The organism is uncultured Xanthomarina sp., assembly GCF_963971605.1.
In the GTDB taxonomy this organism is placed as follows: domain Bacteria; phylum Bacteroidota; class Bacteroidia; order Flavobacteriales; family Flavobacteriaceae; genus Xanthomarina; species Xanthomarina gelatinilytica.
In genome coordinates this window covers 76,080-102,680 of sequence record NZ_CAXATZ010000001.1, presented here as the reverse complement: position 1 = coordinate 102,680, position 26,601 = coordinate 76,080, and the positions used below count along the sequence as shown (strand labels likewise).

Below are 26,601 nucleotides of genomic sequence, written 5' to 3'. Positions count from 1 at the left end.
AAAAAACAACAAAAGGAATGAACTCTAGAGCTCTTTTTGTACTGCATTATTCCCCACCTATTCACGGAGCTTCTAAAGTTGGAGACTCTATTTTAAATAGTTCTATTATAAATCAAGAACTTGATACAAGGTTTATAAAGATTAAATCTTCAGAAAATATTGATTCTATTGGAAAATTTAACATAAAGAAGTTGCTTTATTTCTTTGGTTTGTTTTTTAAAGTTTGCTGGAGTTTAGTTTTTTTCAGACCAAACATAATTTATTATACAGCTTCTCCTTTTGGTTTTGCATTTTATAGGGACTTAGCGATATCAATACCTATAAAAATTTATAATTTTTTTTTAAAACAAAATCTTTTTTACCACTATCATGCAAAAGGGATAAACGAATTTGTTTCACAATCTAAAAAAAATAAAAAACTCACTAATTTTTTATTGAAAGGGACAAATATCATTTTAATTTCAAAATTAATGCAAAGTGAATTGGAGCAGGTTACTTCTTATAAAAATATTTTTTATCTTAACAATGGTGTAGATAATTTGTTGACTAACTATGATTTTAGAAGTATTTTGACTGAAAGGAAAAGTAATAATAAAATAAACATTTTATATCTGTCTAATTTATTCAAGGAAAAAGGATATGACACTGTTTTAGAATTGGCCAAGTATTTTAAAGAAGCAGGACTTAAAAACATTGAGTTTAATTTTGCAGGAGGTTGGGCCAGTACTGAAGACAAACAATATTTCAAAGAATACGTGAATACCAATAAACTTGAAAATTATGTTTTTTATCACGGGCTCGTACAAGGAGAAGAAAAGAAAAGATTATTTTCCAATGCAACTATTTTTGTTTTTCCTTCCAGATATAAAAAAGAAGTTTTTCCATTATCTGTTCTAGAGGCTCTATCCTATGGGCTTCCTGTTTTAGGGTTTAATATAGGTGCTGTTCCTGAAATAATTAATGGCAAAATAGGGATAATAAGCAATAAAGAACTTATTTTTGAAGATGTGGAAAAAATGATCTCTGAATTTCAATCTGAGTCTACATTTATGAGATGTAGAGAAGAGTATTTAAATAATTATACAGTAGAGGTTTTTGAAAAAAACTTATTAAATATCCTAATAACGAATTAATGTACAAATCAGTTAAAATAAGGGATTATAATATTTTTGCATCAGATGTTCAAAATATAAACATAGATAACAATAACAAAACTATTGTAAATACAATTAATGCCCATTCTTACATTGTTGCAAAAAAAGATCCAATATTTAAAAAGGCTTTACTGTACAGTGATATCTTGCTTCCAGATGGAGAAGGTATAGTTTATATGGTTAAAAAATTAAAAGGCGACAAGATAAAGAAAATTGCAGGTGCTGATATTCATGATTATTTGTTAAATATTTCTAACGAGAAAAGTTTGAGGTGTTATTATCTTGGTGCCAGTCAAGAAACTCTCAATATTATTAAAAAAAAGCAGTCTAAAAAATACAAAAACATCCACTTTGGTTTCTATTCGCCACCTTTTAAACCAGTATTTACCAAGGAAGACAATATACTAATGGCTAAAGAAATTAATGCATTTAAACCTCATGTGCTTTTTATAGGAATGACAGCTCCAAAACAAGAAAAGTGGGTTTTAGAAAATAAAGATGCAATTCATGCTAATATTATTTGCTCCATAGGCGCAGTTTTTGATTTTATTGCTGAAACTAAAAAAAGAGCACCTAAATGGTTAATTGATTTAAAATTAGAATGGTTATATAGAAGCTTTACTGCTTGGCGTTTAACAAAAAGATATTTGTATTCAACACCTCTTTTTTTAATAGAAATTTACAAATTAAAATATTTCAAAAAAAAATCTATTCATTAAATGCTTAAAGAAGCAATTATCAACTTAAAAAAAATAATATCTAATAAAGATGTGTCTTTTTTAGTACTGATGTTTTCAGTTTTTTTGTTACCTCTATCAATTAATTTAAGTACTTTCACATTTATACTTTCTTCCGTATTAAAGTTTGTTCAGGTTCTGGCCAATAGAAACAAACTCTTTGAAACTAAAGCTTTAAAAAACTCAGCTATAATTGGTGGCATATTTTTTTCTTATATTATAATAAGTTCTGTATTACAAACAAATGTAATTAACACGTTGTCATTGTTTGAAAAAGATTACATGCACTTTGCCTTATTTTTTATAACCCCCATGCTTTTAAGGTCTAAAAAAGAAAATAAGCTTCTTATTTATATGTTTTTTGTTGGTGCTTTTTTTGCTTTAGCATATGTTTTTCTTTTTTCTATAATTAATGGAACAACTTTCGATAAATATGCTTTTGTCAATTTATTGGATATTCACCACACATATTTATCTATGTATTTATTAGCATTCGTAAACTTTGCCATTGTATCAATTATAACTAGAAAACAAACCATTGACAAACATCTTAAAATCATTCTTATTGTATTAATAGCTGTATGTTTGGGAACTATGTTTATTCTTGGAAGTAAAGTTTCAATGTTAATATTTATACTCTTATTTATAGCTCATTCACTTCCCGAGTTATCACGTAAAAATGCGGCTATTTACATAGTGACACTAATTATTTTGTTAAGTATAATGCAAATATTTAACAACCAAATAAACGTTAGTTATAAAAAAGCTTTAGATTTTAGGCTCCAAGTTTGGGAGGTTTCATTTGATATATTTGAAAACAACCCCATTTTTGGAAATCTTATCTTATCAGAAAAAGATATTTTAAACTATAAGCATTACATAAATGGTAAATACTATTTTTTGGATTCAGATTTAAATAGCCATAATCAATACCTGTCCATTCTAATGAGATTTGGTCTTTTTGGCTTCTTTATTTTATTTGCTTATGCGATTAACATATTTAGAAGTATATCAAAAAAGACCAATAAGAAAGATTTAAGAGAGTCAATAGGGTTTTTTATTATAATTTTTAGTGTTTGTTATATTGAAAATATTTTAGATAGACACCATGGAATAGTTTATCTTACTTTTTTTTATAATTATTATCTAGTTGAAATTGAAAATGCTTAAAATCAAATATTTATATTCAGTCATTGCTTTTCAAGTACTTTTAACGAGTCCATTATACTCACAGAAAAAAGAAATCCTCATAAAAAATAATTTTGCAATAAGAGATTTTTATCTGGATAATGATTCTCTTTTTTTTATAAAAAAAAGAGATATTTATTTATATAATCTTAAATCACACACTTCAAAAAATTACTTTATTGGTGGATATGGTTTAAAACTATACAATTTAAAAAACAAGAATGTTATTGTATCTGCATCAAATGAATTGGTTAGGAATGTTTCATCTGTTAGATTTTACAATAAAAGCACCAATAAATTTGATGATGTTTTTTATTTTAAAGATGGTAAAATTTTAGATTTTCTTCTTATACCGGAATCCAAACTTTTTGTTTTAAGTTTGACTAATAAAAAAATCATTTTTATAGACTATAGAGAAAAACCAAAGTTTTATAAAACAATAGAATTAAACTTAAATGCTTTATCTAGAAGATTAATTTATAAAAATAATATCCTTTATTTTGTAACAGATATAGGTGAGATTTATGAATATGATTTTTTTAATTATAAAAAAACATTAATATATGATGCAGGTGAATTGATAACAGATTTTGTTATTGATCAAAATACACTTGTTTATTCCACCATTAAAGGTCATTTAGTTAAAATCAACTTACTTTCTAACACAAAAAACGAAATTGAAATTAACAACAATTTTGTAAATGTAATTATGGATTTTGATGAGAAGTATCTTATTTGTGGTAGCTGGAATGGCACTATGTATGTATTAAATAAAGAGAGTTTTTCAATAGATAAAGAATTGAATATTCACAAAAGGGCAGTCTTGCAAATTAAAAAGGGCAAAAATAACACCATATACTCCAGTAGTTTAGATAAAACTATCATGAGTTGGGAATTAAAATAAAGAAAATGAAAATATCAGTAATAGGAACAGGCTATGTTGGCTTGGTAACAGGAACCTGCTTGGCAGAAACCGGAAATGAAGTACTTTGTATAGATATAGATAAAGATAAAGTAAAACAAATGCAAGAGGGCATTGTACCCATTTACGAACCACAACTGGACGTCCTGTTTGAAAGAAATATAAAAGCCAATAGGCTTCGGTTTTCTACCTCATTGGAAGAAGGTTTAAATCATGGCGAAATCATTTTCTTGGCCTTGCCAACACCTGAAGATGAAGATGGCTCAGCAGATCTTTCCTATGTTTTGGGAGCTGCCAAAGAAATTGGAAAACTAATAAAAGACTACAAGGTTATTGTTGACAAAAGCACAGTACCTGTAGGCACATCAGATAAAGTAAAAGAAACCATTGCAAAAGAAACCAATGTGGCCTTTGATGTGGTTTCAAATCCAGAGTTTTTAAGGGAAGGTTTTGCTGTGGAAGATTTTTTAAAACCAGAACGTATTGTTATTGGATCCAGCTCAGAGCGCGCCACGCAACTTATGGAAAAATTGTATAAACCATTTGTGCGCTCTGGAAATCCCATAATCATCATGGACGAAAAATCTGCCGAGTTAACCAAATATGCAGCAAATTCCTTTTTAGCCACAAAAATCACCTTTATGAACGAAATTGCAAATTTTTGTGAAAAGGTAGGAGCAGATGTGGACATGGTTCGTATAGGTATGGGAACAGATTCCAGAATAGGCAAACGTTTTCTGTTTCCTGGAATTGGCTATGGAGGCTCTTGTTTCCCTAAAGATGTTAAGGCGCTCCATAAATCCGGAAAGGACCATAACTATCATTTCAATATTTTAAACTCCGTCATTAAAGTTAACGATGTACAGAAAAAAGTGTTGATTCCAAGAATAGCATCCTATTTTAATCAAAATTTAAAGGATAAAACATTTGCTGTTTGGGGATTGGCATTTAAACCAGAAACAGACGACATCAGGGAAGCTCCTGCTTTATATATTATTGAAGAGCTTTTAAAACTAGGAGCCACCATACATGTTTTTGATCCCGAAGCCATGCCAAATGTAAAAAAGAAATTTGGCCAACAGCTTAATTATGCCTCTAACATGTATGAAGCCACTAAAAATGCTGATGCTTTGATAATATGTACAGAATGGAGTATCTTTAGAACACCAGATTTCAATAAATTGAAAAGCAACTTGAACCAACCTGTTATTTTTGATGGCAGAAATCTATATGATATTAAAGACGTGAAAGCAGAAGGGTTCTATTACAACTCTATTGGAAGACAAGCTGTAGGTTAATAGAAACAAACATTTTTTTTTGATGAAAAGAGTATTAATTACTGGAGCAGCTGGTTTTTTGGGATCGCATTTATGTGACAAATTTATAGATGAAGGTTTTCAAGTCATTGGAATGGATAACTTTATCACTGGAGACTTAAAGAATATCAATCATCTATTAAATCACTCTCATTTTCAGCTTATAGAACACGATGTGACCGAATTTGTGAAAATTGAAGGAGAACTGCATTATATATTACATTTCGCTTCTCCAGCCAGTCCTATAGATTATTTAAAAATCCCCATACAAACCTTAAAAGTAGGCTCTTTAGGAACACACAATTTATTAGGTTTAGCAAAAGCTAAAAAAGCTAGAATTTTAATTGCCTCCACTTCTGAGGTTTATGGAGATCCATTGGTTCACCCACAAAGTGAAGACTATTATGGCAATGTAAACACCATTGGACCTAGAGGTGTTTATGATGAAGCCAAACGGTTTCAGGAATCCATAACCATGGCATACCATCGTTTTCACGGCTTGGAAACCAGAATTGTACGTATTTTTAATACCTATGGACCAAGGATGAGATTAAATGATGGACGAGTTATTCCAGCTTTTATTGGTCAGGCACTAAGAGGGGAAAATCTAACAATTTTTGGAGATGGACTACAAACAAGATCTTTTTGTTATATTACAGACCAAATAGAAGGCATTTATAAACTGTTATTTAGTGATTATGCTTACCCTGTTAATATTGGTAATCCACATGAAATAACAATTAAAGATTTTGCAGATGAAATTATAAAATTAACAGGAACCCATCAAAAAGTCATTTATAAAGAACTTCCAAAAGATGATCCTTTACAAAGACAACCAGATATTTCTTTGGCAAAAAAACTCCTAAATTGGGAGCCAAAAGTTAGTAGGGAAGAAGGGATGTTTAAAACCTATCAATACTTTAAAAGCTTATCAACAGAAGAGCTACATAAAAGTGAGCATAAAGACTTTACAAAACACATTAAAATATAGTGACTGCATTTAAGCAAGGTAGATATTCAGGATATTTAAGACCCATTTCATACGTTATAGATTTAAGTATTATAAATGGGTTGGCTTTGCTGTATTTTTTTAAAACGGTTGAGCCCATAAAATTTGTTTTAATCATATCCGTTTCTTGGGTGGTTTTATCCATTTATTCCAAATTTTATGAGGTTCACCGCTATACCAGGGAAATTTCCATTGCCTCTTTAATTTTAAAACAGCTGTTTTTGTTTACCCTACTTATGTTGGCTTTTTCAGGTTTGCATCAGGAGTTGGACATTCAACCGTTAAGTATTGTAAAATATACCTTATTAACTTTATTTTTAATTGGGGTATCCAAATTTGCCTTGTACTACTTGCTTCAAAAGTACAGAACCTCTTTTGGTGGAAATTTCAGGGTTACTGCCATCATTGGTAAAAACAAGCAAACTTTGGCATTGGAGAATTTTTTCAACAATAACCCAGAATATGGTTATGTTCATAAAAAAACCTTTAATGTAAAAGACAAAGAGACCTTTAGTTTGGAAGCCTGTTTCAATTTCATCATTAAAGAATCCATAGATGAAATTTACTGTTCCATATCAGAACTTTCCAATTCCCAGTTGTTAAAAATAATTGATTTTGCAGATAATAATTTAAAGATTGTTAAGTTTTTACCGGATAACAAGGACATCCATTCCAAAAAGTTGAAATATGAATATTACGATTATATTCCCGTACTGTCTTTAAGAAATATTCCGTTGGAAGATTCGGTAAACAAATTTGTGAAACGGACTTTTGATATATTATTTTCCTCTTTGGTCATTATTTTCCTTTTATCTTGGTTAACCCCTTTAATAGCCATCCTTATCAAATTGGAATCCAAAGGCCCCGTGTTTTTTAAACAATCCAGGAATGGGTTTAATTACAAAGAATTTGATTGTTATAAGTTTCGCTCGATGATGCCCAATAGAGATGCTCACTTATATCAAGCAACTAGAGGAGACCAAAGAGTAACAAAAATTGGCAAGTTTATTAGAAAAACAAGTATTGATGAGTTACCTCAATTCTTCAATGTGCTGTTTGGGGATATGTCGGTTGTGGGGCCAAGACCACATATGGTGAGTCACACGAACATGTATGCCAAAAAAATAGATAAATTCATGGTTAGGCATTTTGTAAAACCAGGTATTACCGGTTTGGCCCAAATAAGTGGTTATAGAGGCGAGGTTGAAACTGACAAGGATATTATTGGTCGCGTGAAATACGATATTTTTTATATAGAGAGTTGGTCTTTGCTCTTAGATCTTAAAATTATTATAAAAACATTTTTAAACGCGGTTAAAGGTGAAGAAAAAGCCTATTAGTTAGTTTTTTTAACTGCATGTTGAAATCAAATGCTTGCAGAGCTGTTCTTCTTATTTTTTCTTTTAAAGCAACATCTAAATCTTCTTTTTTAATCTTTGAAATTTGATAATTTAAAGCTGTATAGTCGCCAGCTTTGGCTGTCCAGCCCAAGAGATGTTTCTTGATGATGTTTTCGCCTTCACCACCGCCAAAGTAAAGAATAGGGAGTCCCAATCTGGCATATTCAAATATTTTTGAAGGTACAGAGCCATAAATCCTATTTAACAAAGGGATAATGGTTATATCGTATTTTAAAAGCTCCTTATGGAGTTCTTTCCTTGAAATTTCACCATGATAAAAAATGGGTAAATTGGGATGTTTGGCTATAAATTTTTCTATTTTGGACTGTTCGGCTCCAGCACCATACATATGAAATTCCAACTTGGAATAATCCAACGCTTCGCAAAGCTTATAAATGCCTTGAGCCATGCCTAACAATCCAGCATATACCATAGTAATCTTTTTAGGGGAGTTTGTGTTGTTTTCAATCTTGGGAGGATTGAAATTAGGATAATTTCTATATAAATAAGTTTCTTTATGTGGTGAAAGGGTTTTAATATGCTCTAAAATCTCTTCGCTTTGTCCCAGTATGATAGTTGCTTTTTTATAATTGTAACGTTCAATCTTTTCAAGCATTCTGTAACTAAAATTCTTTTTAAAGGCACCTAGTTCCAGTCCAGCAATAGGCCATAAATCACTAACATTTAAAATAAGTTTCCTGTGTTTTGACTTTAAAAATAACATATTGGTAAAAGCCACCAATAATGGAGGCGATTGTACAATAACGGTTTTTGGTATCTTATTCCAAACAAAAAACCAAACCAAACTAAAGCTATAAGAAAACATAGCAAATAAACGTAAAAATTTGTTTTTGGAGTTGCTTGCATACAGCCATAACCTGTGAATGGTTATTTGGTTTTCAACAGTAGTTGCTTTAAATTTCCCTTTATATTTTGGAAATATTTTTCCTGTCGGATAATTAGGCAAAGGGGTTATTACAGAGACTTTGTAACCTTCTTTTTGTAAGCCTTCTGCCAAATGACACATTCTATTGGAAGCTGCGCCAGTTTCAGGAGGAAAATAACTTGTAACAATCAAAATCTCTTTCACGACAGTTTGAAAATTTCCATTATATGATCAACTATTCTAATAGCGGCTTTACCATCCCATAACTCTGGTGCCTTTCCTTGTTTCCAATGGCCAGAATAAAGATTATAAAACGCCTGTGATATTTTTTCAGGGTCATTTCCAACCAGAACATTCGTTCCTATGTTACATGTTTCGGGACGTTCTGTAGAATTTCGAAGCGTCATGCAAGGCACATTCATTACGGTTGTTTCTTCAGTAATACCTCCTGAGTCTGTTAAAACTGCCTTGGCATGTTTTACTAAATAGTTAAACTCCAAGTAACCCAAAGGACTAATGTAATGTAAGTTTTTAAAATTTAGTTTTAAACCTTTTAAAAATTTCTGTGTTCTTGGATGTACTGGAAAAATTATGGGATATTTTTCCCCAAGCTCGGCAATTTGAAGAATTAGTATTTTTAGCTGTAGTTCTTCATCCACATTGCTTGGTCTGTGAAGTGTTAGAACAAAATAAGATTTTTCTTGTAAATTTAATTCTTCCCAAACAGGTGGCCTTTTTAATCTGATTTCATTTTTTAAAAGTGTGTCTATCATGACATTTCCAACAAAATAGATGTTGTTTTTTGGAACGCCCATTTTTTCTAAATTGGTGTTGGCATGGGTTGAGGTTGTAAAAAAATAATCGGTTAAGCTATCTGTAACAATTCTATTGATTTCTTCTGGCATACTCTTGTCTCCAGAACGGATACCTGCTTCCACATGGGCTACTTTTACACCTGCTTTTTTTGCTACAATGGTACAAGCCATGGTTGAGGTAACATCTCCAACCACTAATACCAAATGTGTTGGGTGTTGTTTCAACTCTTTTTCAAACCCTATCATAATAGCAGCTGTTTGTTCTGCTTGAGATCCACTTTTAACATCTAAATTGATATCAGGAAATGGGATGTTCAGTTCTTCAAAAAATGTGTCGCTCAAGTTTTTATCATAATGTTGTCCTGTATGGACCAATCTAAATGAGAGATCAAAACCTTCAGATTTTTTCTGTTTAATGGCTTCAATAATTGGAGCTATTTTCATGAAATTTGGTCGTGCACCAGCAACTATGGTAATATTCATTCTACTTCTTTTATTAGTGATGTAAACTGTTTCAATTTACCGCTTTTTGAGCGTTGAAAGGTATCTAATCTTTTAAATTGAATATGAAGTCCTTTTTCCAAATACCTTTCCATTTCTTCAGAAATCAGTTTTATTTTTAAGTCAGAAAGCACCTCTTTACTAATATATTTAACGATAAAGGTATCTTTTTTGTGTTGTTCAATAATAAATTCCTTCACATTCCCATCATCTTCAATAATACGTTTGGTAATATAATAAAATGTTAAGCCTGCAGCCTTTTTCCCACTTGGCAGTATGGCTATATCATTGGTTCTTCCAATAAGTTTTTCCAAAATAGGCTTTTTAAGGGTACTTTGTTTGGAAAGTATTCCAATATCTCCAATATCGTACCTAATAAAAGGATGTGCTTTGTTGTAGAGGGATGTTATTACAATTCGTCCTTCTTCGCCATAAGGAAGGACATTATTCTTTTCATCCAAGATTTCAACATATAAGGTTTCACTGTTTACTTGCCATGCATTTTTAGGGTTTTGAAAGGCAATAACATCCAGTTCCGAAGCTCCATATTCGTTAACTACTGGAATACCAAACTGGAATTCCAAGAATGATTTATCATCTTCAAAAAGCATTTCAGAAGTGACAATACAAACTTTTAAGCTAGGACAAACAAGTTTTAATTGCATGTTTTTTTTCTGAAGAAATTTTGCAAACTGGACCATGGAACTCGTATAACCATTCATATAATCGAAATGGACAGTTTTAAATTTTTCAAGACAATCAGCCAATGCCTCTTCACTTAAATCAAATACCGAAAAACGATACCGATTGCTTAAAAAGTCCTTTAAACGTTCTTTAAAGTAGCCTATTTTATCTAAAGGAATGCCATAAAATCTAGCTTGTTTGGATTTATTAAAATCCAACCCATACCAACCAAATCTATTTTTAATCAGTGCCCAAGTCAAAGCATGGCAAAATTTATCTTTTGCAAATATAAAAGGGGTTCCAGAAGAACCCGAGGTTTTGTTTACATAAACATTTTTATGGTTAAACCCTTCAGCCAGACGCTCATTTAAAGGTTGTTGCAAATCAGCTTTGGTCATTACAGGTATGGTGTTCCAATTATTCGGGTCTGCATTTTTTGCAAGGGCGTTGTAAAAAGGAGTGTGTTTTAAATGAAATTCAACTATGTTCTGCTTTTTTTCGTTAACATAGGCTTGATAGTCATTATTTTTTATTTGTTGAATGTTCTGTAGAGCAGTTTCTGCCTTCTCAATTGGAAAGCCACTGAATTTTAAAGAAAGGTCAAATAAATTCAAAACAGTAAAACATTATTTCTGTAAAGTAAACAAAAATAATTCGTGTATTCGAAGCATTAGTTTTATTTTTGCGGGAAACAAACACACAACATGAACATTTTAATTCTTGGTTCTGGAGGTAGAGAACATACTTTTGCTTGGAAAATAGCTCAAAGCCCTTTATGTAACACCCTTTTTGTGGCTCCAGGAAATTCCGGAACAGCCCAAATTGCAAAAAACCTGGATATAAAAGTCACCGATTTTCATACCATTAAAGAGGCTGTTTTGCAACATGAAATCACTATGGTTGTGGTTGGTCCTGAAGACCCTTTGGTCATGGGCATTCATGATTTCTTTTTAAATGATGATGCCTTAAAACACGTCTCTGTTATTGGGCCTCAAAAAGCTGCTGCACAACTGGAAGGCAGCAAGGAGTTTGCCAAGGAATTTTTAATAAGACACCACATTCCAACAGCTGCATATAAAAGTTTTAATGCAGGGAATGTAGAAGCAGGTTATGCCTTTTTAGAAACGTTAAGCCCTCCATATGTTTTAAAAGCCGATGGTTTGGCTGCAGGAAAAGGTGTGCTGATCCTTAACGATTTAAACGAGGCCAAAACCGAATTAAAAAACATGCTAGTGGATGCAAAGTTTGGTGCAGCCAGTACCAAAGTGGTTATTGAAGAGTTTTTGGATGGTATTGAATTAAGCTGTTTTGTTTTAACCGATGGCGAGAATTACAAAATATTACCTACTGCCAAGGATTATAAACGCATTGGGGAAGGAGACACAGGTTTAAATACTGGTGGCATGGGAGCTGTATCTCCAGTACCTTTTGCTACAGATGCTTTTTTAAGTAAAATTGAAGAACGTATTGTAAAACCTACTATTGAAGGATTAAAAAAAGACAACTTACCTTATAAAGGCTTTGTGTTTATTGGGTTGATTAAAGTTGGGGAAGACCCAAAGGTGATCGAGTACAATGTTAGAATGGGAGACCCAGAAACTGAAGTTGTTTTACCAAGACTAAAAACCGATTTGGTTGAAATTTTCCAAGCAATAGCCAATCAAACATTAGATAAAATTAATCTAGAAATTGATGAACGTGCAGCAACAACCGTGATGTTGGTGTCTGGTGGTTATCCAGAAGCTTATGAAAAAGGGAAGGTCATTACAGGATTGGATCAGGTTACAGACTCCATTCCTTTTCATGCTGGAGCAATAAACAAGGATGGTAACATTGTAACCTCTGGAGGACGTGTCATGGCCATCACCTCTTATGGGAATACTTATGAAGAGGCCATAAAAAAATCTTATCAAAACATAGCAAAACTACATTTTGATAAGATGCATTATCGAACCGATATTGGTTTCGATTTATAAATAAGAATGCGATGTGATGCTTTTATCATCGTCATTGGCATCGTTATAGGCCTTTAATTGCTTCATCCAATATAAAAAAGCAACAAAACCTATCAGTATAAATAACCAAGAAACTATATTTGCGGCAAACCAATTTTCCAGTTCTAGCTTAGCTAAAGCATCAAATGGTGCAAATAAAACATTTACGAATAAATCTTGAATAGCGTAAAAAAAGTCTTTCATTTTATATAAATTTTATGCTCCATAGGAGCTTATAAGGTATTATCAATATATTTACTCAACAAAATTACATTTTTTTCATTTTAAATTTCAATAATTTGAAAAGAATATTGGTAATTTACTTTTTATCCAAGGTTTGATAGAAATTTATTTAAACGTGATCAATACATGATTTCCATTTTTTTCAGTAAGGCAAAACCCATACATTTTGTGGCAGTAACGTTGTTGTTACTGGTTGCTTTTACATATACAAAAGCCATTCATATCAAACAATCGGTTGATGTATTGTTCATTTTCAAGCAATTCCTGTTGTTTGGAGTGTGCATATTCTCCATTTTTGTTTTCGATTTTTTATCTGGAAAAAACGATCTTACCAAAAACAACAGCTATAAAATTTTATTTTTTAGCTTGTTTATGGTCATGATGCCCCAAACTTTTTTAAATTCCAAGCTGTTGGTGGCAAACCTCTTTATTTTGTTCGCTTTAAGACGCATTATAAGCATTCGTTCCAAAAAACAGATCAATAAAAAAGTGTTTGATGCAGCTTTCTGGATTAGCTTGGCAACCTTACTGAGTTTTTGGTGTTCGCTTTATTATATCTTAATCTTTGCAGCATTATTCCTATACACGGTTGCCGATGTGAAAAACTGGATCATTCCTTTTATTGGAATCTTAACCGTTGGTGTTATAACTGTATCTTTCCTGGTTCTAACCAATACAGATGTTATTGCTTATTTTTCAAGTATAAACACAGCAGTTAGTTTTGATTTTAGTATGCTCAATTCTTCTCAAATTGTCCTTTCCTCAACGGTTATCCTGTCTTATTTTGTTTGGGCAGTATTTTTTTATGTCTTAAATATAAAATCTAAGTCCAAAAGCTATAAACCGTCTTATTTTTTGGTGCTTTTAGCTGCTTTAATTGCTATAGCCATCCTTGTTATTGTTCCACAAAAATCTGGAGCAGAATTTTTGTTTTTATTTGCTCCATTGTCTATAATCATGGCGAATTATATGGAGATTATTTCTGAAAAATGGTTTAAGGAAATATTAATCTGGATGCTTATGCTTGTTCCTTTAATCAATTTAATGCTGTAACTTTTCCCCAAAAGCCAAATCTCCAGCATCTCCCAATCCAGGAACTATATAGCCAAATTCGTTGAGTTTTTCATCAACAGTGGCAACCCATAAATGTGTTTCCGAGTCGAAATAATTTTCCACAAAATCAATGCCCTCTTGTGCTGCAATAACACTAACCAAATGAATGTTTTTAGGTGTTCCAAAAGGTTTTAAGGCTTCAAAAGTGGCTATCATGGATTGCCCTGTGGCCAACATGGGGTCTGCTAATATTAAGGTTTTGTTTTCTAAACTTGGGCAAGCTAAGTATTCAACTATAATTTCAAAATTTTCGGGCTTTTCCTTATGGTGCCTGTAGGCAGATATAAATGCGTTTTCAGCATTGTCAAAATAATTTAATAAACCGTCGTGCAAAGGAACTCCAGCCCTTAAAATAGAACACAACACGACCTTATTGTCTATTTTTTCAATCTCACATATTCCCAAAGGTGTTTTAACGGTTGTAGGTTTATAACTTAAGGTTTTGCTTAATTCGTAACCCAAGATCTCGCCAATACGCTCAATGTTTCTTCGAAAACGCATTGAATCTTTTTGAATGGTTACATCTCTCATTTCAGCAATAAACGTATTTAGGATGGTGTTTTGGTTTGAAAAGTTATGAATATGCATGTTGTTACTTATTTTATGGTGTGGTAAAGTTAATTAATTAGGCTTATATTTACCGTTGGAATTCTCAATTTAATAATAATGAAAACATCCATCTACATTCCTAGGGCTCTTAAAACCTTTTAGCTAAAAAATATGTAGATTTGTACTATAAAACAAAAATCATGTTTACAGACAAAGCCAACAACATTTTTCAGGACGTTATAGAAACATATCATGTTATCAATACAGTCGATCAGCCGTTTGAAAATCCTTACAACAAAGATTCTCATTTGTTAGAGCACCTGCTTTACAGAAAATGTTGGATTGATACTGTGCAATGGCATTATGAAGACATTATTCGAGACCCACAAATAGATCCTGTTGCTGCTTTAAAACTGAAACGTCAGATTGATGCTTCCAACCAAGACAGAACAGACATGGTGGAATATATAGACAGCTATTTTCTTGAAAAATATAAAGACGTAACCCCAAAAGCTGATGCGACCATCAATACCGAAAGTCCAGCTTGGGGAATTGATAGATTGTCTATTTTAGCCTTGAAAGTATACCATATGCATGAAGAGGCAACACGTACAGATGCTTCTGAAGCTCATATAGCTGCCTGTAAAAAGAAATTGGATGTCTTACTGGAACAGCGTAAAGACCTATCTACAGCTATCGATACCTTGTTAAGCGACATTGAAAAAGGCGACAAATACATGAAAGTGTATAAGCAAATGAAAATGTATAACGACGACGAACTGAATCCAGTATTGCGTTCACAGAAATAAAACTGTTTTTCAGAACATTCCTACAACCCTTGGAGTTGAAGAATTTTATTTTCAAGATATTTCGCTGCACTCAATATGACACATCGTTTGTATGATGCCTTCAACTAAACACATCCTAGTCATTCGTCTCTCAGCCATGGGAGATGTGGCTATGACAGTTCCTGTTTTAAAGGCATTTACTGCACAATATCCAGAAGTAAAACTAACCGTTTTAACCAGGGAATTTTTTACACCTTTTTTTAGGGATTTAGAAAATGTATCTGTTTTTCCTGCCGATTTAAAAGGAACACACAAAGGTGTTTTAGGACTTTATAAACTCTCAAAAGAATTAAAAAAACTGAATATCGATGCCATCGCAGATCTTCACAATGTGTTGCGTACAAATATTTTAAAATGCTTTTTCTTAGGAAAACCGTTTGTGCAAATAGATAAAGGCAGAGCAGAAAAAAAAGCCTTGGTTACAGGAAAAACATTCCAACAACTAAAAACAACTCATGAACGTTATGCAGATGTTTTTAGAAAATTAGGATTTCCGTTAGATTTAGCAAACCCTAAATTTCCAAATCGTGTAGCGTTAAATTCCAAATTGCAGGATTTAGTAGGAGCAGACACTAAAAAATGGATTGGCATGGCACCTTTTGCAGCACACGAAAGTAAAATGTATCCTTTGGATTTGATGGAGCAAGTAATTGAAACACTTTCAAAGACTCATAAAATATTATTGTTTGGTGGAGGCAAAAAGGAAGTTGACATTCTTGATGCTTACCAAAGCAAATATGAAAATGTTATTAATCTAGCTGGAAAATTAACCCTTGATGAAGAATTAGATGTCATTTCCAATTTAGATGTGATGTTGTCTATGGATTCAGGAAATGCACATATGGCAGCTATGTTAGGTGTAAAAGTAATTACCATTTGGGGAGTGACGCATCCTTATGCTGGTTTTGCGCCTTTTAATCAACCTGAAGATTTTGCAATACTTTCAGATAGAGAACAGTTTCCTTTAATTCCAACCTCTATTTATGGCAATAAATACCCAGAAGGCTATCAAGATGCTGCTAGAAGTATTACTCCGGAAAGAGTTGTTGAGAAAATAAATTTAGTTCTTTGACGATTTTACCAGTAGTTACAGTTTTTTTAATTGTTAATTAATAAAAATGACATTATTAAAATTTGATTTTAATCTTTTTGAAAATCCATTTCTATTATTCATATTTGGAATTTTACTTTTATTATATTCTCTATATGATTATAATAAAAATTATAAAGATTCAAGTCTAGTAAGGCAAATGAGTATTGTGGGGTATTTTTTTATTGGAATCTTTTGTATAATACTAGGTATAGGATTATATTTAAAATAATTAATTCATCTTCTTAAAAAAGAACTTTCAGGTTTAAAAAATTTAAAATGTCTAACTAATTATAAATTCGGAGAGATGTCCGAAGGACATAGAGAGCTTTATATATCATCATAATCCACTTTCACAGTAGGCGTTGTTGGATGTGCCTGACAGGTTAATATCAATCCTTCAGCCACTTCGCTATCTGTTAAGATGTTGTTTTGTCTCATGGTTACTTCGCCTTCAACCACTCTAGCCAAACAGCTACTGCAAATACCACCTTGGCAAGAATAAGGTGCGTCTAAATCCTCGTCTAAAGCAGCTTCAAGAATCGATTGTTTTTGAGACATTTCAAAGGTGGTTTCTTCATCATCAACCACAACGGTAATTTTAGTGTTCCCACTAGCAATGTCATCTTCATTAACATCAGCAGGTTTAGCCGCTTTAAAAAGTTCATAAAATATATGTTCGTTAGGAATATTATGTTCGGTCAAGACATCTTTAACCGTATGGATCATGGCTTCTGGACCACACAAATAAAAAGCATCTACAACCACGTGCTTGTGGGTGTTTTTCATTACAAAGTTTACGGTACTTTTTTCTATACGTCCAAAAATAGCATCTTCTTCATCGGCTTGACTAAACACAAATTGTATGGAGAAACGCTCTTTGTAGTTATGCTGAAGGTCTAAAAGCTCTTGCAAAAACATGGTGTCCTCAGTGGTTTTATTCCCATAAACAAGAATGACTTTGCTATAAACCTCTTCTTCCAAAGCACATTTAATAATGCTTAAGATTGGCGTGATACCACTTCCAGCTGCAAAAAGCGCAATGTTTTTGGTTTTGGAATCGTTAGGTTCAAAAACAAAACGTCCTTTGGGTGGCGCCACTTCTATAACATCTCCAGCTTTTAGTGTGTTGTTGGCATACGAAGAAAACGTGCCATCTGTCACTTCTTTAACAGCCACTTTTAAATCGCCACTTTTTGGAGAAGAACACAGCGAGTAATCGCGTCTTACCTCATGGTTGTTTATAGTAGTTTTTAAGGTAACATATTGTCCAGCTTTAAAGGCATAAGTAGATTTTAAATGGTCTGGAACTTGGAAACTAATTACAACAGATTTGTCTGTTTCCCTAGTGATATCTTTTATGGTAAGGTTATGAAAATGTGACATATTTAAATTTTTGACAAAAATAAGAAATACTGTTAGGAATTAAGTTTTGATTGTAACAAAATGTATGTTAATATTACTAATAGAAAAAACCAACTCAATTCAAATGAAACTAAAACACTTTATAAACTTAGAATGGAAGCAATATTTTAGATCTGCTTATTGGCAAAAAAGCATGGCTTTAAATGTTTTACTTGTTTTTGTAGGGTTATATTTTGTAGTTACATTTTTGGCGTTGGGTATTGCGTTATACCCTATTTTAAAAGACACATTTCCAGATCAAGACCCTTTAAATATTGTAAACAGTTATTTGTTTTATTGGTTTTTAGCCGATGTAATTATGCGCTTTTTCTTTCAAAAACTGCCAGTTATGAGTGTAAAACCATTATTGACGCTGCCTGTTAAAAGAAGTAAGGTTGTTAATTACGTCTTGGCAAAATCGTGTTTTTCGTTTTTTAATTTTTTGCCTCTTTTTGCAGTCATTCCATTTGGAACGATGTTGATAGGCAATGGCTATTCAGCTGTTTCGGTTGTGTCTTGGATGGTGAGTATTTTTATAATCACGCTTGGCATGAATTTTTTAAATTTCATCATTGAAAATTTTACTTCGGAAACCGAACTCTCTTTTTTGCCTATAATTGCCTTGGGAGGAAGCCTGTTTGCACTTAACTACTTTAATATTGTTTCGTTTACCAGTTTGGTGTCTGGAGCCATTTCATCTATTTACGACACTCCTTTGCTTTTAGTTGTTCCGTTGCTATTATTGGTTGTCTTGTATGTTTTAAACTACAGTAAATTAAAAGCTAAATTATATTTGGACAGTTCTTTAAAAACCAAAGTTCAGGAGGTAAATGCCTCTAATCTGGAATGGACCAGGAAGTTTGGCGATGCTGCACCATTTATGCAGTTGGATTTAAAGCTGATATGGCGAAATAAAAGACCACGATCTTCAATTTTTATTTTGCTAATTGGATTGTTATATGGATTGTTTTTTTATCCAAATCCGGTTTATCAAGACCAATCTTGGATGTTTGCTTTTATTGGCATTTTTGTAACAGGCATCTTTTTAATCAATTTCGGACAGTTTATTCCTGCTTGGGACAGTGGCTATTACAAAATGCTCATGAGCCAAAACATACCATATAAACAATATTTAAAATCTAAATTTACCTTAATGGCAGTAAGTGTGGTTATCATGTTTATTTTAAGCATCCCTTATGTGTATTTTGGATGGAACATTTTATTGGCACATTTAGCAGCAGCCATTTACAACATCGGAATCAATACGCATGTTATTTTATATGCAGGTTCATTCAATAGAAAAAAAATAGACTTAAATCAACGAGCAGCATTTAATTATCAAGGAACAGGAGCAGTACAATGGCTTTTAGGAATCCCGTTAATGTTTTTGCCATTGGCTATTTTTGGTGGTGCTTATGCCTTATTCAGTTTTGAAATAGGCTGTTTGGTCCTTGCAGTACTTGGTTTGGTAGGCGTTGTATTTCACCAAAAACTCATGACTATCATTACCACAAAATATTTAGACTCAAAATACAAAATGATTCAGGCTTTTGGCCAGGACAACTAATACATAATTATTATGATAAACGCATCAAACCTTTCAAAAAAATACGGAAACAATACTGTTTTAAATATAGAGCAACTAAACATCCCTAAAGGTCAAAGTTTTGGCTTGGTTGGAAACAATGGCGCAGGAAAAACCACCTTTTTCAGTTTGCTGTTAGACTTGATAAAACCAAGTTCGGGACAAATTACAAGCAAAGATATTTTAGTAAATAATAGCGAAGATTGGAAACCGTTTACGTCGGCATTTATAGATGAAAGTTTTTTAATAGGTTATTTAACACCAGAAGAATATTTCTATTTTATAGGAGAGCTTAGAGGTCAAAACAAAGCAGATGTGGACAATTTATTGGCACAATTCGAAGACTTTTTTCATGGAGAAATATTGAACCAGAAAAAGTACTTGCGTGATTTAAGCAAAGGAAACCAGAAAAAAGCTGGCATTGTAGCAGCATTGATAGGAAACCCAGAAGTTATTATCCTGGATGAACCATTTGCCAATTTAGATCCAACCACTCAAATCCGATTAAAGAGCATTATTAAAAACCTTGCCGAAACCCAAGGTGTAACGGTTTTGATATCCAGTCATGATTTGTTGCACGTTACAGATGTGTGCGAACGGATTGTGGTTTTGGAAAAAGGCGAAGTGGTCAAGGACTTGGCAACAAGTGCGGCTACTTTAAAAGAATTGGAAGCACATTTTGCTGGCAACGAAACGCTTGTAAACGAAGCAAATTAAAGTTTAAAACAGTACCTATTCCAACCAAGCCAACTTGGAAGAAGTTATATTTGATATATTTCTTTACAAATAATTCAAAAAGATGCCTTATTTTTACGGCTATACATAATAAATGTAGCTTAATTTAGTTTAATCTAAAACCAAATACAATCAACGTTGCGCACATCTTTTAGAATTATATCATTTCTGTTTTGTATCACGCTTTTAATAGTAAGTTGCTCTAGAAAGAAAGACACTTTTTTAAGCCGAAACTACCATGCACTCGCAGCTAAAGACAACACCTTGTACAATGGTTACATAGCTTTAGAGGAAGGCAGGCAAGAGCTTAATGCCACTTACGAAGACAATTACTGGGATATTTTACCAATAGAACGTATGCAGGTCTCAGAAGAGATCACACTTCCAGGGCAAAATGAAAATGAGCGTTTTTCCAGGGCTGAAGAAAAAGCCGTTAAGGCCATTCAAATGCATAGTATGAACATTCAGGGGAAAGAGGTAAACCCTCAAATGGACGAAGCCTATCTGCTATTGGGAAAAGCTAGGTATTTTGACCAAAGGTTTGTGCCTGCTCTAGAAGCTTTTAATTACATCCTTTACAAGTATCCAGCTAGCGATAAAATCAATCAGGCAAAAATATGGCGAGAAAAAACCAACCTACGGTTGGAAAACGAAGAAGTGGCTATAGAAAACTTAAAGCGCCTTTTAAAACAAGAAACACTTAAAGACCAAGATTTAGCAGATGCTACTTCTACCTTGGCTCAAGCATATATCAATATCCAAGCACTGGATAGTGCTGCTACCCAATTGAATGTTGCTAGTTTAAATACCAAAAGCAATGATGAACGTGGACGCTATAGATATATTCAAGGACAGCTTTATAACAAATTGGGTTATAAAGACAGTGCCAACATGGCTTTTGATAAGGTAATTAAACTAAACCGAAAAACACCTCGCATCTATTTTATTGCTGCACAACTTGAAAAAGCCAATAATTTCGATCATGAAACGGGAGACAAGGTACAACTAGCAGAAACCCTTACAGATATTGAAGAAAATAGGGAAAACAGACCTTATTTGGATAAAATATATCATCAAATAGGGAATTTTCACGCCAGAAGTGGTCAAGATTCCTTGGCTGTGGAATATTATAACAGGTCATTAAGGGCCATCACAAACGATAAAAGGTTAAAAGCCATTAATTATGAAATTTTAGGGGATTACTTCTTCGATTACACCGAATATAAAATTGCAGGAGCTTATTACGATAGTACCATGCTTAACATGAAAAAAGATACAAAACCCTATCGTATCATGAAACGGAAAAGAGATAATCTGGACGATGTTATTTATTACGAAGACATTGCATTTGCCAACGACAGCATCATAAGCCTTACAACGCTCTCTAAAGATGAACAATTGGCTTTTTTTCAAGATTACACCGAAAAACTAAAAGTGAAAGCCCAAGAAGAATTAGAAAGAAAAGAACTAGAACAAGAAGCAGCAAACAGAAACCAGGATTTTGCTTCAATGGATAACAATAAAAACGGGTTTGCTTCCAGAGATTCAAGTAAAAGCCTGTCAAGAGGTCCCAACACACCACCAGGTTCCAGTTTTTATTTCTACAATCCTACAACTGTAGCTTATGGTAAAAACGATTTCCTAAAAAAATGGGGAGATAGACCGTTGGAAGACAACTGGAGATGGTCTACAAAAAGTAAAACCAACATCAATGTATCGGCCAAAGATGCTAAAAGTGCAGTACTTGCCGAGAATGAGCTTTTTAAACCAGAATACTATATAAGTCAAATTCCAACAGATCAAAAAGCCATAGATAGTATTGTAAAAGAAAGAAACTTTGCATATTACCAATTAGCAGTAATCTACAAAGAAAAATTTAAGGAATATGAGCTTTCCAAAGAGAGGTTTCTAGACCTGTTAAGCATGGAGCCAGAACAAAAGTTGGTACTGCCATCCAAATACAATTTGTATAAAATTTACACCCTTTTAGGTGAAAATGATGAAGCCCAAATAACCAAAAACGATATTATTTCAAATTATCCAGATTCTAGATATGCAGCAATCTTAAAAAATCCAGAATCTTTGGCAGCTAAAGATGAAAACAGTCCAGAAAGCATATACCAGAGCCTGTACAGCAAATTGGAAAACCAAGAATACAGCCAAGTTATAAAAGAAGCCGAAAGTTATGCAACTTCTTTTGAAGGCGACCCAATGGTACCCAAATTTGAATTGTTGAAAGCCACTGCCATTGGCAGACTGCAAGGATTTGAATCTTATAGTAATGCCTTAAATTATGTGGCTTTAAATTATGCCAACACTCCAGAAGGCGTTAGGGCTCAAGAGATTATAGACACTGTTTTGCCAAAATTGGCCAGTAAAGATTTTGTTGATAGCGAAACAGATAAAAACTTTAAAATAGTTTACTATTTCACAAATGCTTCAAATAAAGACATTGAAGCGTTTAAAAAGAAACTACAAACAGAAATAGACAAGGTTAATGTGTACGACCTATCCCTTTCCGTAGATGTATATAATCCTACAACAACATTTGTTATTGTCCATGGATTAAAGAGTAAAGAAGGAGCCACAGGCTATGCGCTATCGTTACAAGAGAAGAAAAAGGATAAAATTACACAAGATTTCTTTTCCGTATCTTCAGCCAATTATAGAATCATACAAATTCATAAAAATTTCGATGAATATTTAAATTTACAATAACCCCAAACAACACCTATTATGTTTTCCGACAGCAAAAAAGACAGACAAAACGCAGAGCTCATTTCAAGTCAGAATATTATTTCCAATGGCACTAAAATAGTTGGTGATTTAATAAGTGAAGGCGATTTAAGAATTGATGGCACCATAGAAGGAAATTTAAAAACACCAGGAAAAGTGGTTGTGGGAAAGTCTGGAATGATTAAAGGAACCCTAAATGGTACAGATGCTCATTTTGAAGGTAAATTTTCTGGTAAATTAAATTTATCTGGAACACTTACTCTAAAATCTTCGGCACATGTAGAAGGAGAAGTGGTTTTAGGGAAACTGGAAGTAGAGCCAGGCGCCACATTTAATGTAACCTGCACTATGAAAGGTGCCGTAAAAGAGATTCACTCAAAAAATGAGCGCAAAGAACCATCAAGGCCCGGACAAGAAACAGCTTAACACCTATGCGCGCTATTCCAGCATCGCGTTTCAAATGTTTGCCATAATTGGCATAGGAGCTTTTATTGGTGTGAAACTAGACGATGCGTTTCCAAACAAACACAACATGTACACTATTATTTTGTCTTTAGTGTTTGTAATTTTTGCTATTGTTTTTGTAATAAGACGTATTATTGCAATCTCAAAAGAAAACAATTAAATGAATCCAGATTTTAAATCCAGACAGCTTTCGTTTTTACTTCAAAATGTAGCAGTAACCTTAATCCTGTTGGGAATCCACAGTTATTTGTTATCCCATTTTGCTGAAAACACCAATTTTATTATTCCAATTTGGCAAATATATGTTTTTCATTTTGCAGTAACCACCTTATTGTATTCGGTTATTAATTATCAATACTCCAGAGGAAAAACCGAGATTTTCAATCTGTTTATGGGCTTCACCTTTTTAAAAATGATTTTGTCCATAGTTTTTTTGTTGCCAGTTTTACTGTCGGATTCTGATAACAAGCAACCAGAAGTCTTCAACTTTTTTATACCTTACTTTCTTTACTTGTTTTTTGAAGTGTATTCCTTAACAAGTTTCCTTCAAAAAAAGCCTTAAAACTCTCTCAAAAACAGAGCTTTAAATAATCATTAAAAAAGTGTTTGACAATTAATATAATGTACGTACATTTGCACGGAATTTAAAGCAAGGTATTTTTAATCAATATAGAATGACATTAAACACCTTTAAAAACGTATTATTTTCTGCATTGTTTATAGCAATTTCATTTGTTGGATATGCATCAGAAAGCCCAGAGAACGAGAACGATAAAGAGTTCAATGCCAAAGAGATGATCATGCATCACGTAAAGGATGCCCATGAGTTTCATATTGTTGATTGGAATGGAAAGCCTATTTCTATTGCTTTACCAATTATTTTATGGACAGACCAAGGCTTGGTTACTTTTATGTCCAGTGAATTTCACCATGACGATTCAGGTTCCCATATCGTAGAAAAAGATGGGATGAGATTTGTAAAGTATCATGAAAAAATTTACCAATTGGAGCCTAATGTCCAAGAATTGGCTTTTGATGACGAGCATCATCCTACAAACGCTAGTTTGCCAACAGATTTGTCCATTACAAGAAATGTCTTTATGATGTGGGTTTCGGTAATTGTTCTGTTGCTTGTTTTTATTTCCACAGCTAGAGTTTACAAAAAATCAGACCATAAAATCCCAACGGGAATTGCTGGTTTCATGGAGCCTTTAATTGTTTTTGTTCGTGATGAGATAGCAAAACCAATGATAGGAGACCACAAATACAAAAAATACATGCCGTATTTATTGACCATATTTTTCTTTATATGGATCAATAATATTTTTGGGTTGATTCCAATTATTAATGGAGCAAACGTAAGTGGTAACATTGCCTTTACTTTAACCTTGGCAGTATTTACCTTCTTGGTAACCACTTTTAGTGGGAACAAAAATTATTGGAAACATATTTTCTGGATGCCAGGCGTTCCTGTGCCTATGAAAATTTTCTTAATGCCTATAGAAATTGTAGGGATGTTTGTAAAACCAATCTCGTTAATGATTCGTTTGTTTGCAAACATCACAGCAGGACATATTATTATTTTAGCTTTAATGTCCTTAATATTTATTTTCGAGACCATTGCAGTAGCACCTGTTTCAGTAGCGTTCTCATTATTTATTGGATTGATAGAAATTGTAGTAACTGCAATTCAAGCATATATATTTACAGTGTTGTCTGCCTTGTATATTGGTATGGCAACTGAAGAAGCACATCATTAATTAATTTAAATTTTATAACTATGACTATTACAGGAATCGCAGCAATCGGAGCTGGTTTAGCAGCAATTGGAGCTGGAATGGGAATTGGAAGAATCGGTGGTTCTGCTATGGATGCCATGGCACGTCAACCGGAAATCCAAGGAAAAATCCAAACTTCAGCGCTTATTTTAGCCGCTTTCGTAGAAGCAGTAGCACTATTTGGTGTTGTTGCTGCATTAATCGTTTAATTATGATTACAAAGTACAGAGGTAACGGTTGGTTGCCTCTGTATTTTAATTAAAGTTCAAGAAAACCTTTCGATGTAAAACCTAAGGTTTCAACATAGGAAATAATTTTAAATTTGAGGCAAGCCTCATACAATTAGCCCACTTGTGGGATTATAAAACTAAATAAATTAAGAAATGGATTTAATTACACCAGGTTTAGGACTTGTATTTTGGACAGTAATTACATTTTTGTTTTTGCTTATTATCTTAAAAAAGTTTGCTTGGAAGCCTATTCTTGGAGCTGTAAGCGATAGAGAAGAAGGTATTAAAAAAGCATTGGCATCTGCAGAAAATGCTCGTAAAGAGATGGAAAACCTACATGCAGATAATGAGCGTATCTTAAAAGAGGCTAGAGCAGAACGCGAAGCGTTACTTAAAGAAGCGCGCGATATTAAAATTAAAATGATTGATGATGCCAAAGGTGAAGCCCAAGCTCAAGCAGATAAAATTATAGAACAAGCACAAGCTGCTATAGAAAGCGAAAAGAAAGCTGCCATGGCAGAACTTAAAAAACACGTTGCAGACTTATCAATTGATATAGCTGAAAAAGTAGTACGTGCAGAATTATCCAACAAAGACAAACAATTGGAATTGGTAGAGTCTATGTTAGGTGAAGCAAAATTAAATTAAATTATAATGGCAGGAGCAAGAGCAGCAATACGTTACGCAAAGGCAGTTTTAAGTTTAGCATCAGATAAAAATACAACAGAGGTTGTAAATAACGATATGAAGCTAATAGCTAAAACTATTGCAGAAAGTTCAGACTTAAACAGCATGCTTCAAAGTCCTGTTGTGAGTTCTTCAGTTAAAAAAGCAGTGTTATTGGATGTTTTTAAAAACGCCAATGAGATAACCAGAAACTTAATTGATACATTAATCACAAACAAAAGATTGCCACTTTTAGAACAGGTTGCTTTAAAATACAACCTTTTGTATGATGAATTAACTGGAACTCAAACAGCTCAAGTTACTACAGCCGTTCCTTTAACAGACGCTTTAAGAACAAAGGTGTTGGCAAAAGTAAAAGAGCTTACAGGTAAAGATGTTGAAATTAAAAGCACGATAGACGAAAGCATTTTAGGAGGTTTTATTCTTCGTGTTGGAGACATACAATACAACGCAAGTATTGCAAACAAATTAAATAAGTTAAAAAGAGAATTTACATTAAATTAAAAAACGTGGAAATAGGCGTCTAACGTCT

The 26,601-nt window shown here is 32.9% G+C and carries 27 protein-coding genes; 21 read left to right on the top strand and 6 right to left on the bottom strand.

From position 1 onward, the window contains the following. Positions 1-17 precede the first annotated feature (17 nt). Genes AACY93_RS00505 through AACY93_RS00475 form a run of 7 tightly spaced genes read left to right on the top strand, consistent with a single transcriptional unit; the run spans position 18 to position 7,666 of the window. On the top strand, positions 18-1,133 hold the full coding sequence (locus AACY93_RS00505; protein ID WP_286853092.1) for a glycosyltransferase: 1,116 nt from the start codon (positions 18-20) through the stop codon (positions 1,131-1,133). Further along, positions 1,133-1,873: a WecB/TagA/CpsF family glycosyltransferase gene (locus AACY93_RS00500; protein ID WP_286853093.1), complete on the top strand. Its 741-nt coding sequence runs from the start codon at positions 1,133-1,135 to the stop codon at positions 1,871-1,873. The genes AACY93_RS00505 and AACY93_RS00500 overlap by 1 nt, the downstream gene beginning before the upstream one ends. Then, complete coding sequence (locus AACY93_RS00495) at positions 1,874-3,061, top strand: O-antigen ligase family protein (protein ID WP_286853094.1); 1,188 nt, start codon at positions 1,874-1,876, stop codon at positions 3,059-3,061. Next, positions 3,054-3,983, top strand: a complete 930-nt coding sequence (locus AACY93_RS00490) for a hypothetical protein (RefSeq protein ID WP_286853095.1) — start codon at positions 3,054-3,056, stop codon at positions 3,981-3,983. The genes AACY93_RS00495 and AACY93_RS00490 overlap by 8 nt, the downstream gene beginning before the upstream one ends. 5 nt (positions 3,984-3,988) lie before the next feature. Further along, positions 3,989-5,299 (top strand): UDP-glucose/GDP-mannose dehydrogenase family protein, encoded by a 1,311-nt coding sequence (locus AACY93_RS00485; RefSeq protein WP_286853096.1) that lies wholly within the window; start codon positions 3,989-3,991, stop codon positions 5,297-5,299. A 22-nt stretch (positions 5,300-5,321) separates the two neighbouring features. Continuing rightward, positions 5,322-6,308, top strand: a complete 987-nt coding sequence (locus AACY93_RS00480; RefSeq protein WP_286853097.1) for a UDP-glucuronic acid decarboxylase family protein — start codon at positions 5,322-5,324, stop codon at positions 6,306-6,308. Continuing rightward, positions 6,308-7,666: an undecaprenyl-phosphate glucose phosphotransferase gene (locus AACY93_RS00475; RefSeq protein WP_286853098.1), complete on the top strand. Its 1,359-nt coding sequence runs from the start codon at positions 6,308-6,310 to the stop codon at positions 7,664-7,666. The genes AACY93_RS00480 and AACY93_RS00475 overlap by 1 nt, the downstream gene beginning before the upstream one ends. Here AACY93_RS00475 and AACY93_RS00470 read toward each other — a convergent pair. From AACY93_RS00470 to AACY93_RS00460, 3 genes are read right to left on the bottom strand one after another with little or no spacing between them, the layout of a single operon-like run. Beyond that, complete coding sequence (locus AACY93_RS00470; RefSeq protein WP_286853099.1) at positions 7,641-8,816, bottom strand: glycosyltransferase family 4 protein; 1,176 nt, start codon at positions 8,814-8,816, stop codon at positions 7,641-7,643. The genes AACY93_RS00475 and AACY93_RS00470 overlap by 26 nt on opposite strands. Next, on the bottom strand, positions 8,813-9,910 hold the full coding sequence (wecB, locus tag AACY93_RS00465; RefSeq protein WP_286853100.1) for a UDP-N-acetylglucosamine 2-epimerase (non-hydrolyzing): 1,098 nt from the start codon (positions 9,908-9,910) through the stop codon (positions 8,813-8,815). The genes AACY93_RS00470 and wecB overlap by 4 nt, the downstream gene beginning before the upstream one ends. Beyond that, the gene (locus tag AACY93_RS00460) at positions 9,907-11,226 is read right to left on the bottom strand and encodes a phenylacetate--CoA ligase family protein (RefSeq protein ID WP_286853101.1); all 1,320 of its coding nucleotides are present in this window, start codon (positions 11,224-11,226) and stop codon (positions 9,907-9,909) included. The genes wecB and AACY93_RS00460 overlap by 4 nt, the downstream gene beginning before the upstream one ends. 90 nt (positions 11,227-11,316) lie before the next feature. Between AACY93_RS00460 and purD the strand changes: the two genes are divergently transcribed. After that, a complete protein-coding gene (gene purD / locus AACY93_RS00455; RefSeq protein ID WP_286853102.1) occupies positions 11,317-12,588 on the top strand; it encodes a phosphoribosylamine--glycine ligase in 1,272 nt (423 codons plus the stop codon). On the opposite strand, the gene AACY93_RS00450 is transcribed toward purD, so the two are convergent. Further along, on the bottom strand, positions 12,583-12,810 hold the full coding sequence (locus AACY93_RS00450; RefSeq protein ID WP_286853103.1) for a uracil phosphoribosyltransferase: 228 nt from the start codon (positions 12,808-12,810) through the stop codon (positions 12,583-12,585). The two genes, purD and AACY93_RS00450, sit on opposite strands and share 6 nt — an antisense overlap. 165 nt (positions 12,811-12,975) lie before the next feature. Here AACY93_RS00450 and AACY93_RS00445 point away from each other — a divergent pair, with 165 nt between their 5' ends. Continuing rightward, positions 12,976-13,902, top strand: coding sequence for a DUF6427 family protein (locus AACY93_RS00445; protein WP_286853104.1), 927 nt, complete (start codon positions 12,976-12,978; stop codon positions 13,900-13,902). On the opposite strand, the gene upp is transcribed toward AACY93_RS00445, so the two are convergent. Beyond that, a complete protein-coding gene (upp, locus tag AACY93_RS00440) occupies positions 13,891-14,550 on the bottom strand; it encodes a uracil phosphoribosyltransferase (RefSeq protein ID WP_007647323.1) in 660 nt (219 codons plus the stop codon). The genes AACY93_RS00445 and upp overlap by 12 nt on opposite strands. A 161-nt stretch (positions 14,551-14,711) precedes the next feature. Between upp and AACY93_RS00435 the strand changes: the two genes are divergently transcribed. Beyond that, positions 14,712-15,320, top strand: coding sequence for a DUF4254 domain-containing protein (locus AACY93_RS00435; protein ID WP_287005748.1), 609 nt, complete (start codon positions 14,712-14,714; stop codon positions 15,318-15,320). A 94-nt stretch (positions 15,321-15,414) separates the two neighbouring features. Continuing rightward, entirely contained in the window at positions 15,415-16,431 is a 1,017-nt protein-coding gene (locus tag AACY93_RS00430) for a glycosyltransferase family 9 protein (protein ID WP_287005768.1), read from the top strand. A 348-nt stretch (positions 16,432-16,779) separates the two neighbouring features. Here AACY93_RS00430 and AACY93_RS00425 read toward each other — a convergent pair whose 3' ends face one another. Beyond that, complete coding sequence (locus AACY93_RS00425; RefSeq protein WP_286853107.1) at positions 16,780-17,835, bottom strand: ferredoxin--NADP reductase; 1,056 nt, start codon at positions 17,833-17,835, stop codon at positions 16,780-16,782. Positions 17,836-17,938: 103 nt separating this feature from the next. Here AACY93_RS00425 and AACY93_RS00420 point away from each other — a divergent pair, with 103 nt between their 5' ends. The 10 genes from AACY93_RS00420 (at position 17,939) to atpH (ending at position 26,573) form a co-directional block, all read left to right on the top strand. Beyond that, positions 17,939-19,420, top strand: a complete 1,482-nt coding sequence (locus AACY93_RS00420; RefSeq protein WP_286853108.1) for a DUF5687 family protein — start codon at positions 17,939-17,941, stop codon at positions 19,418-19,420. Between the two features lie 12 nt (positions 19,421-19,432). Continuing rightward, complete coding sequence (locus AACY93_RS00415; protein WP_007647332.1) at positions 19,433-20,155, top strand: ABC transporter ATP-binding protein; 723 nt, start codon at positions 19,433-19,435, stop codon at positions 20,153-20,155. 156 nt (positions 20,156-20,311) lie between these two features. Further along, entirely contained in the window at positions 20,312-22,891 is a 2,580-nt protein-coding gene (locus tag AACY93_RS00410) for a hypothetical protein (RefSeq protein ID WP_286853109.1), read from the top strand. Positions 22,892-22,909: 18 nt separating this feature from the next. Continuing rightward, positions 22,910-23,335, top strand: a complete 426-nt coding sequence (locus AACY93_RS00405; protein WP_286853110.1) for a polymer-forming cytoskeletal protein — start codon at positions 22,910-22,912, stop codon at positions 23,333-23,335. Continuing rightward, positions 23,292-23,534 carry an AtpZ/AtpI family protein gene (locus AACY93_RS00400; RefSeq protein WP_286853111.1) on the top strand — a complete coding sequence of 81 codons (243 nt, stop codon included), beginning with the start codon at positions 23,292-23,294 and terminating at the stop codon, positions 23,532-23,534. The genes AACY93_RS00405 and AACY93_RS00400 overlap by 44 nt, the downstream gene beginning before the upstream one ends. Next, positions 23,535-23,936, top strand: coding sequence for a hypothetical protein (locus tag AACY93_RS00395; RefSeq protein ID WP_007647345.1), 402 nt, complete (start codon positions 23,535-23,537; stop codon positions 23,934-23,936). It abuts the gene before it with no gap. A gap of 112 nt (positions 23,937-24,048) precedes the next feature. After that, positions 24,049-25,134 carry a F0F1 ATP synthase subunit A gene (atpB, locus tag AACY93_RS00390; protein ID WP_007647347.1) on the top strand — a complete coding sequence of 362 codons (1,086 nt, stop codon included), beginning with the start codon at positions 24,049-24,051 and terminating at the stop codon, positions 25,132-25,134. 20 nt (positions 25,135-25,154) lie between these two features. After that, entirely contained in the window at positions 25,155-25,361 is a 207-nt protein-coding gene (atpE, locus tag AACY93_RS00385) for an ATP synthase F0 subunit C (protein WP_007647348.1), read from the top strand. Positions 25,362-25,535: 174 nt separating this feature from the next. Continuing rightward, on the top strand, positions 25,536-26,030 hold the full coding sequence (locus tag AACY93_RS00380; protein ID WP_007647349.1) for a F0F1 ATP synthase subunit B: 495 nt from the start codon (positions 25,536-25,538) through the stop codon (positions 26,028-26,030). Between the two features lie 6 nt (positions 26,031-26,036). After that, on the top strand, positions 26,037-26,573 hold the full coding sequence (gene atpH / locus AACY93_RS00375) for an ATP synthase F1 subunit delta (RefSeq protein ID WP_286853112.1): 537 nt from the start codon (positions 26,037-26,039) through the stop codon (positions 26,571-26,573). The last annotated feature ends 28 nt before the right edge of the window (positions 26,574-26,601 follow it).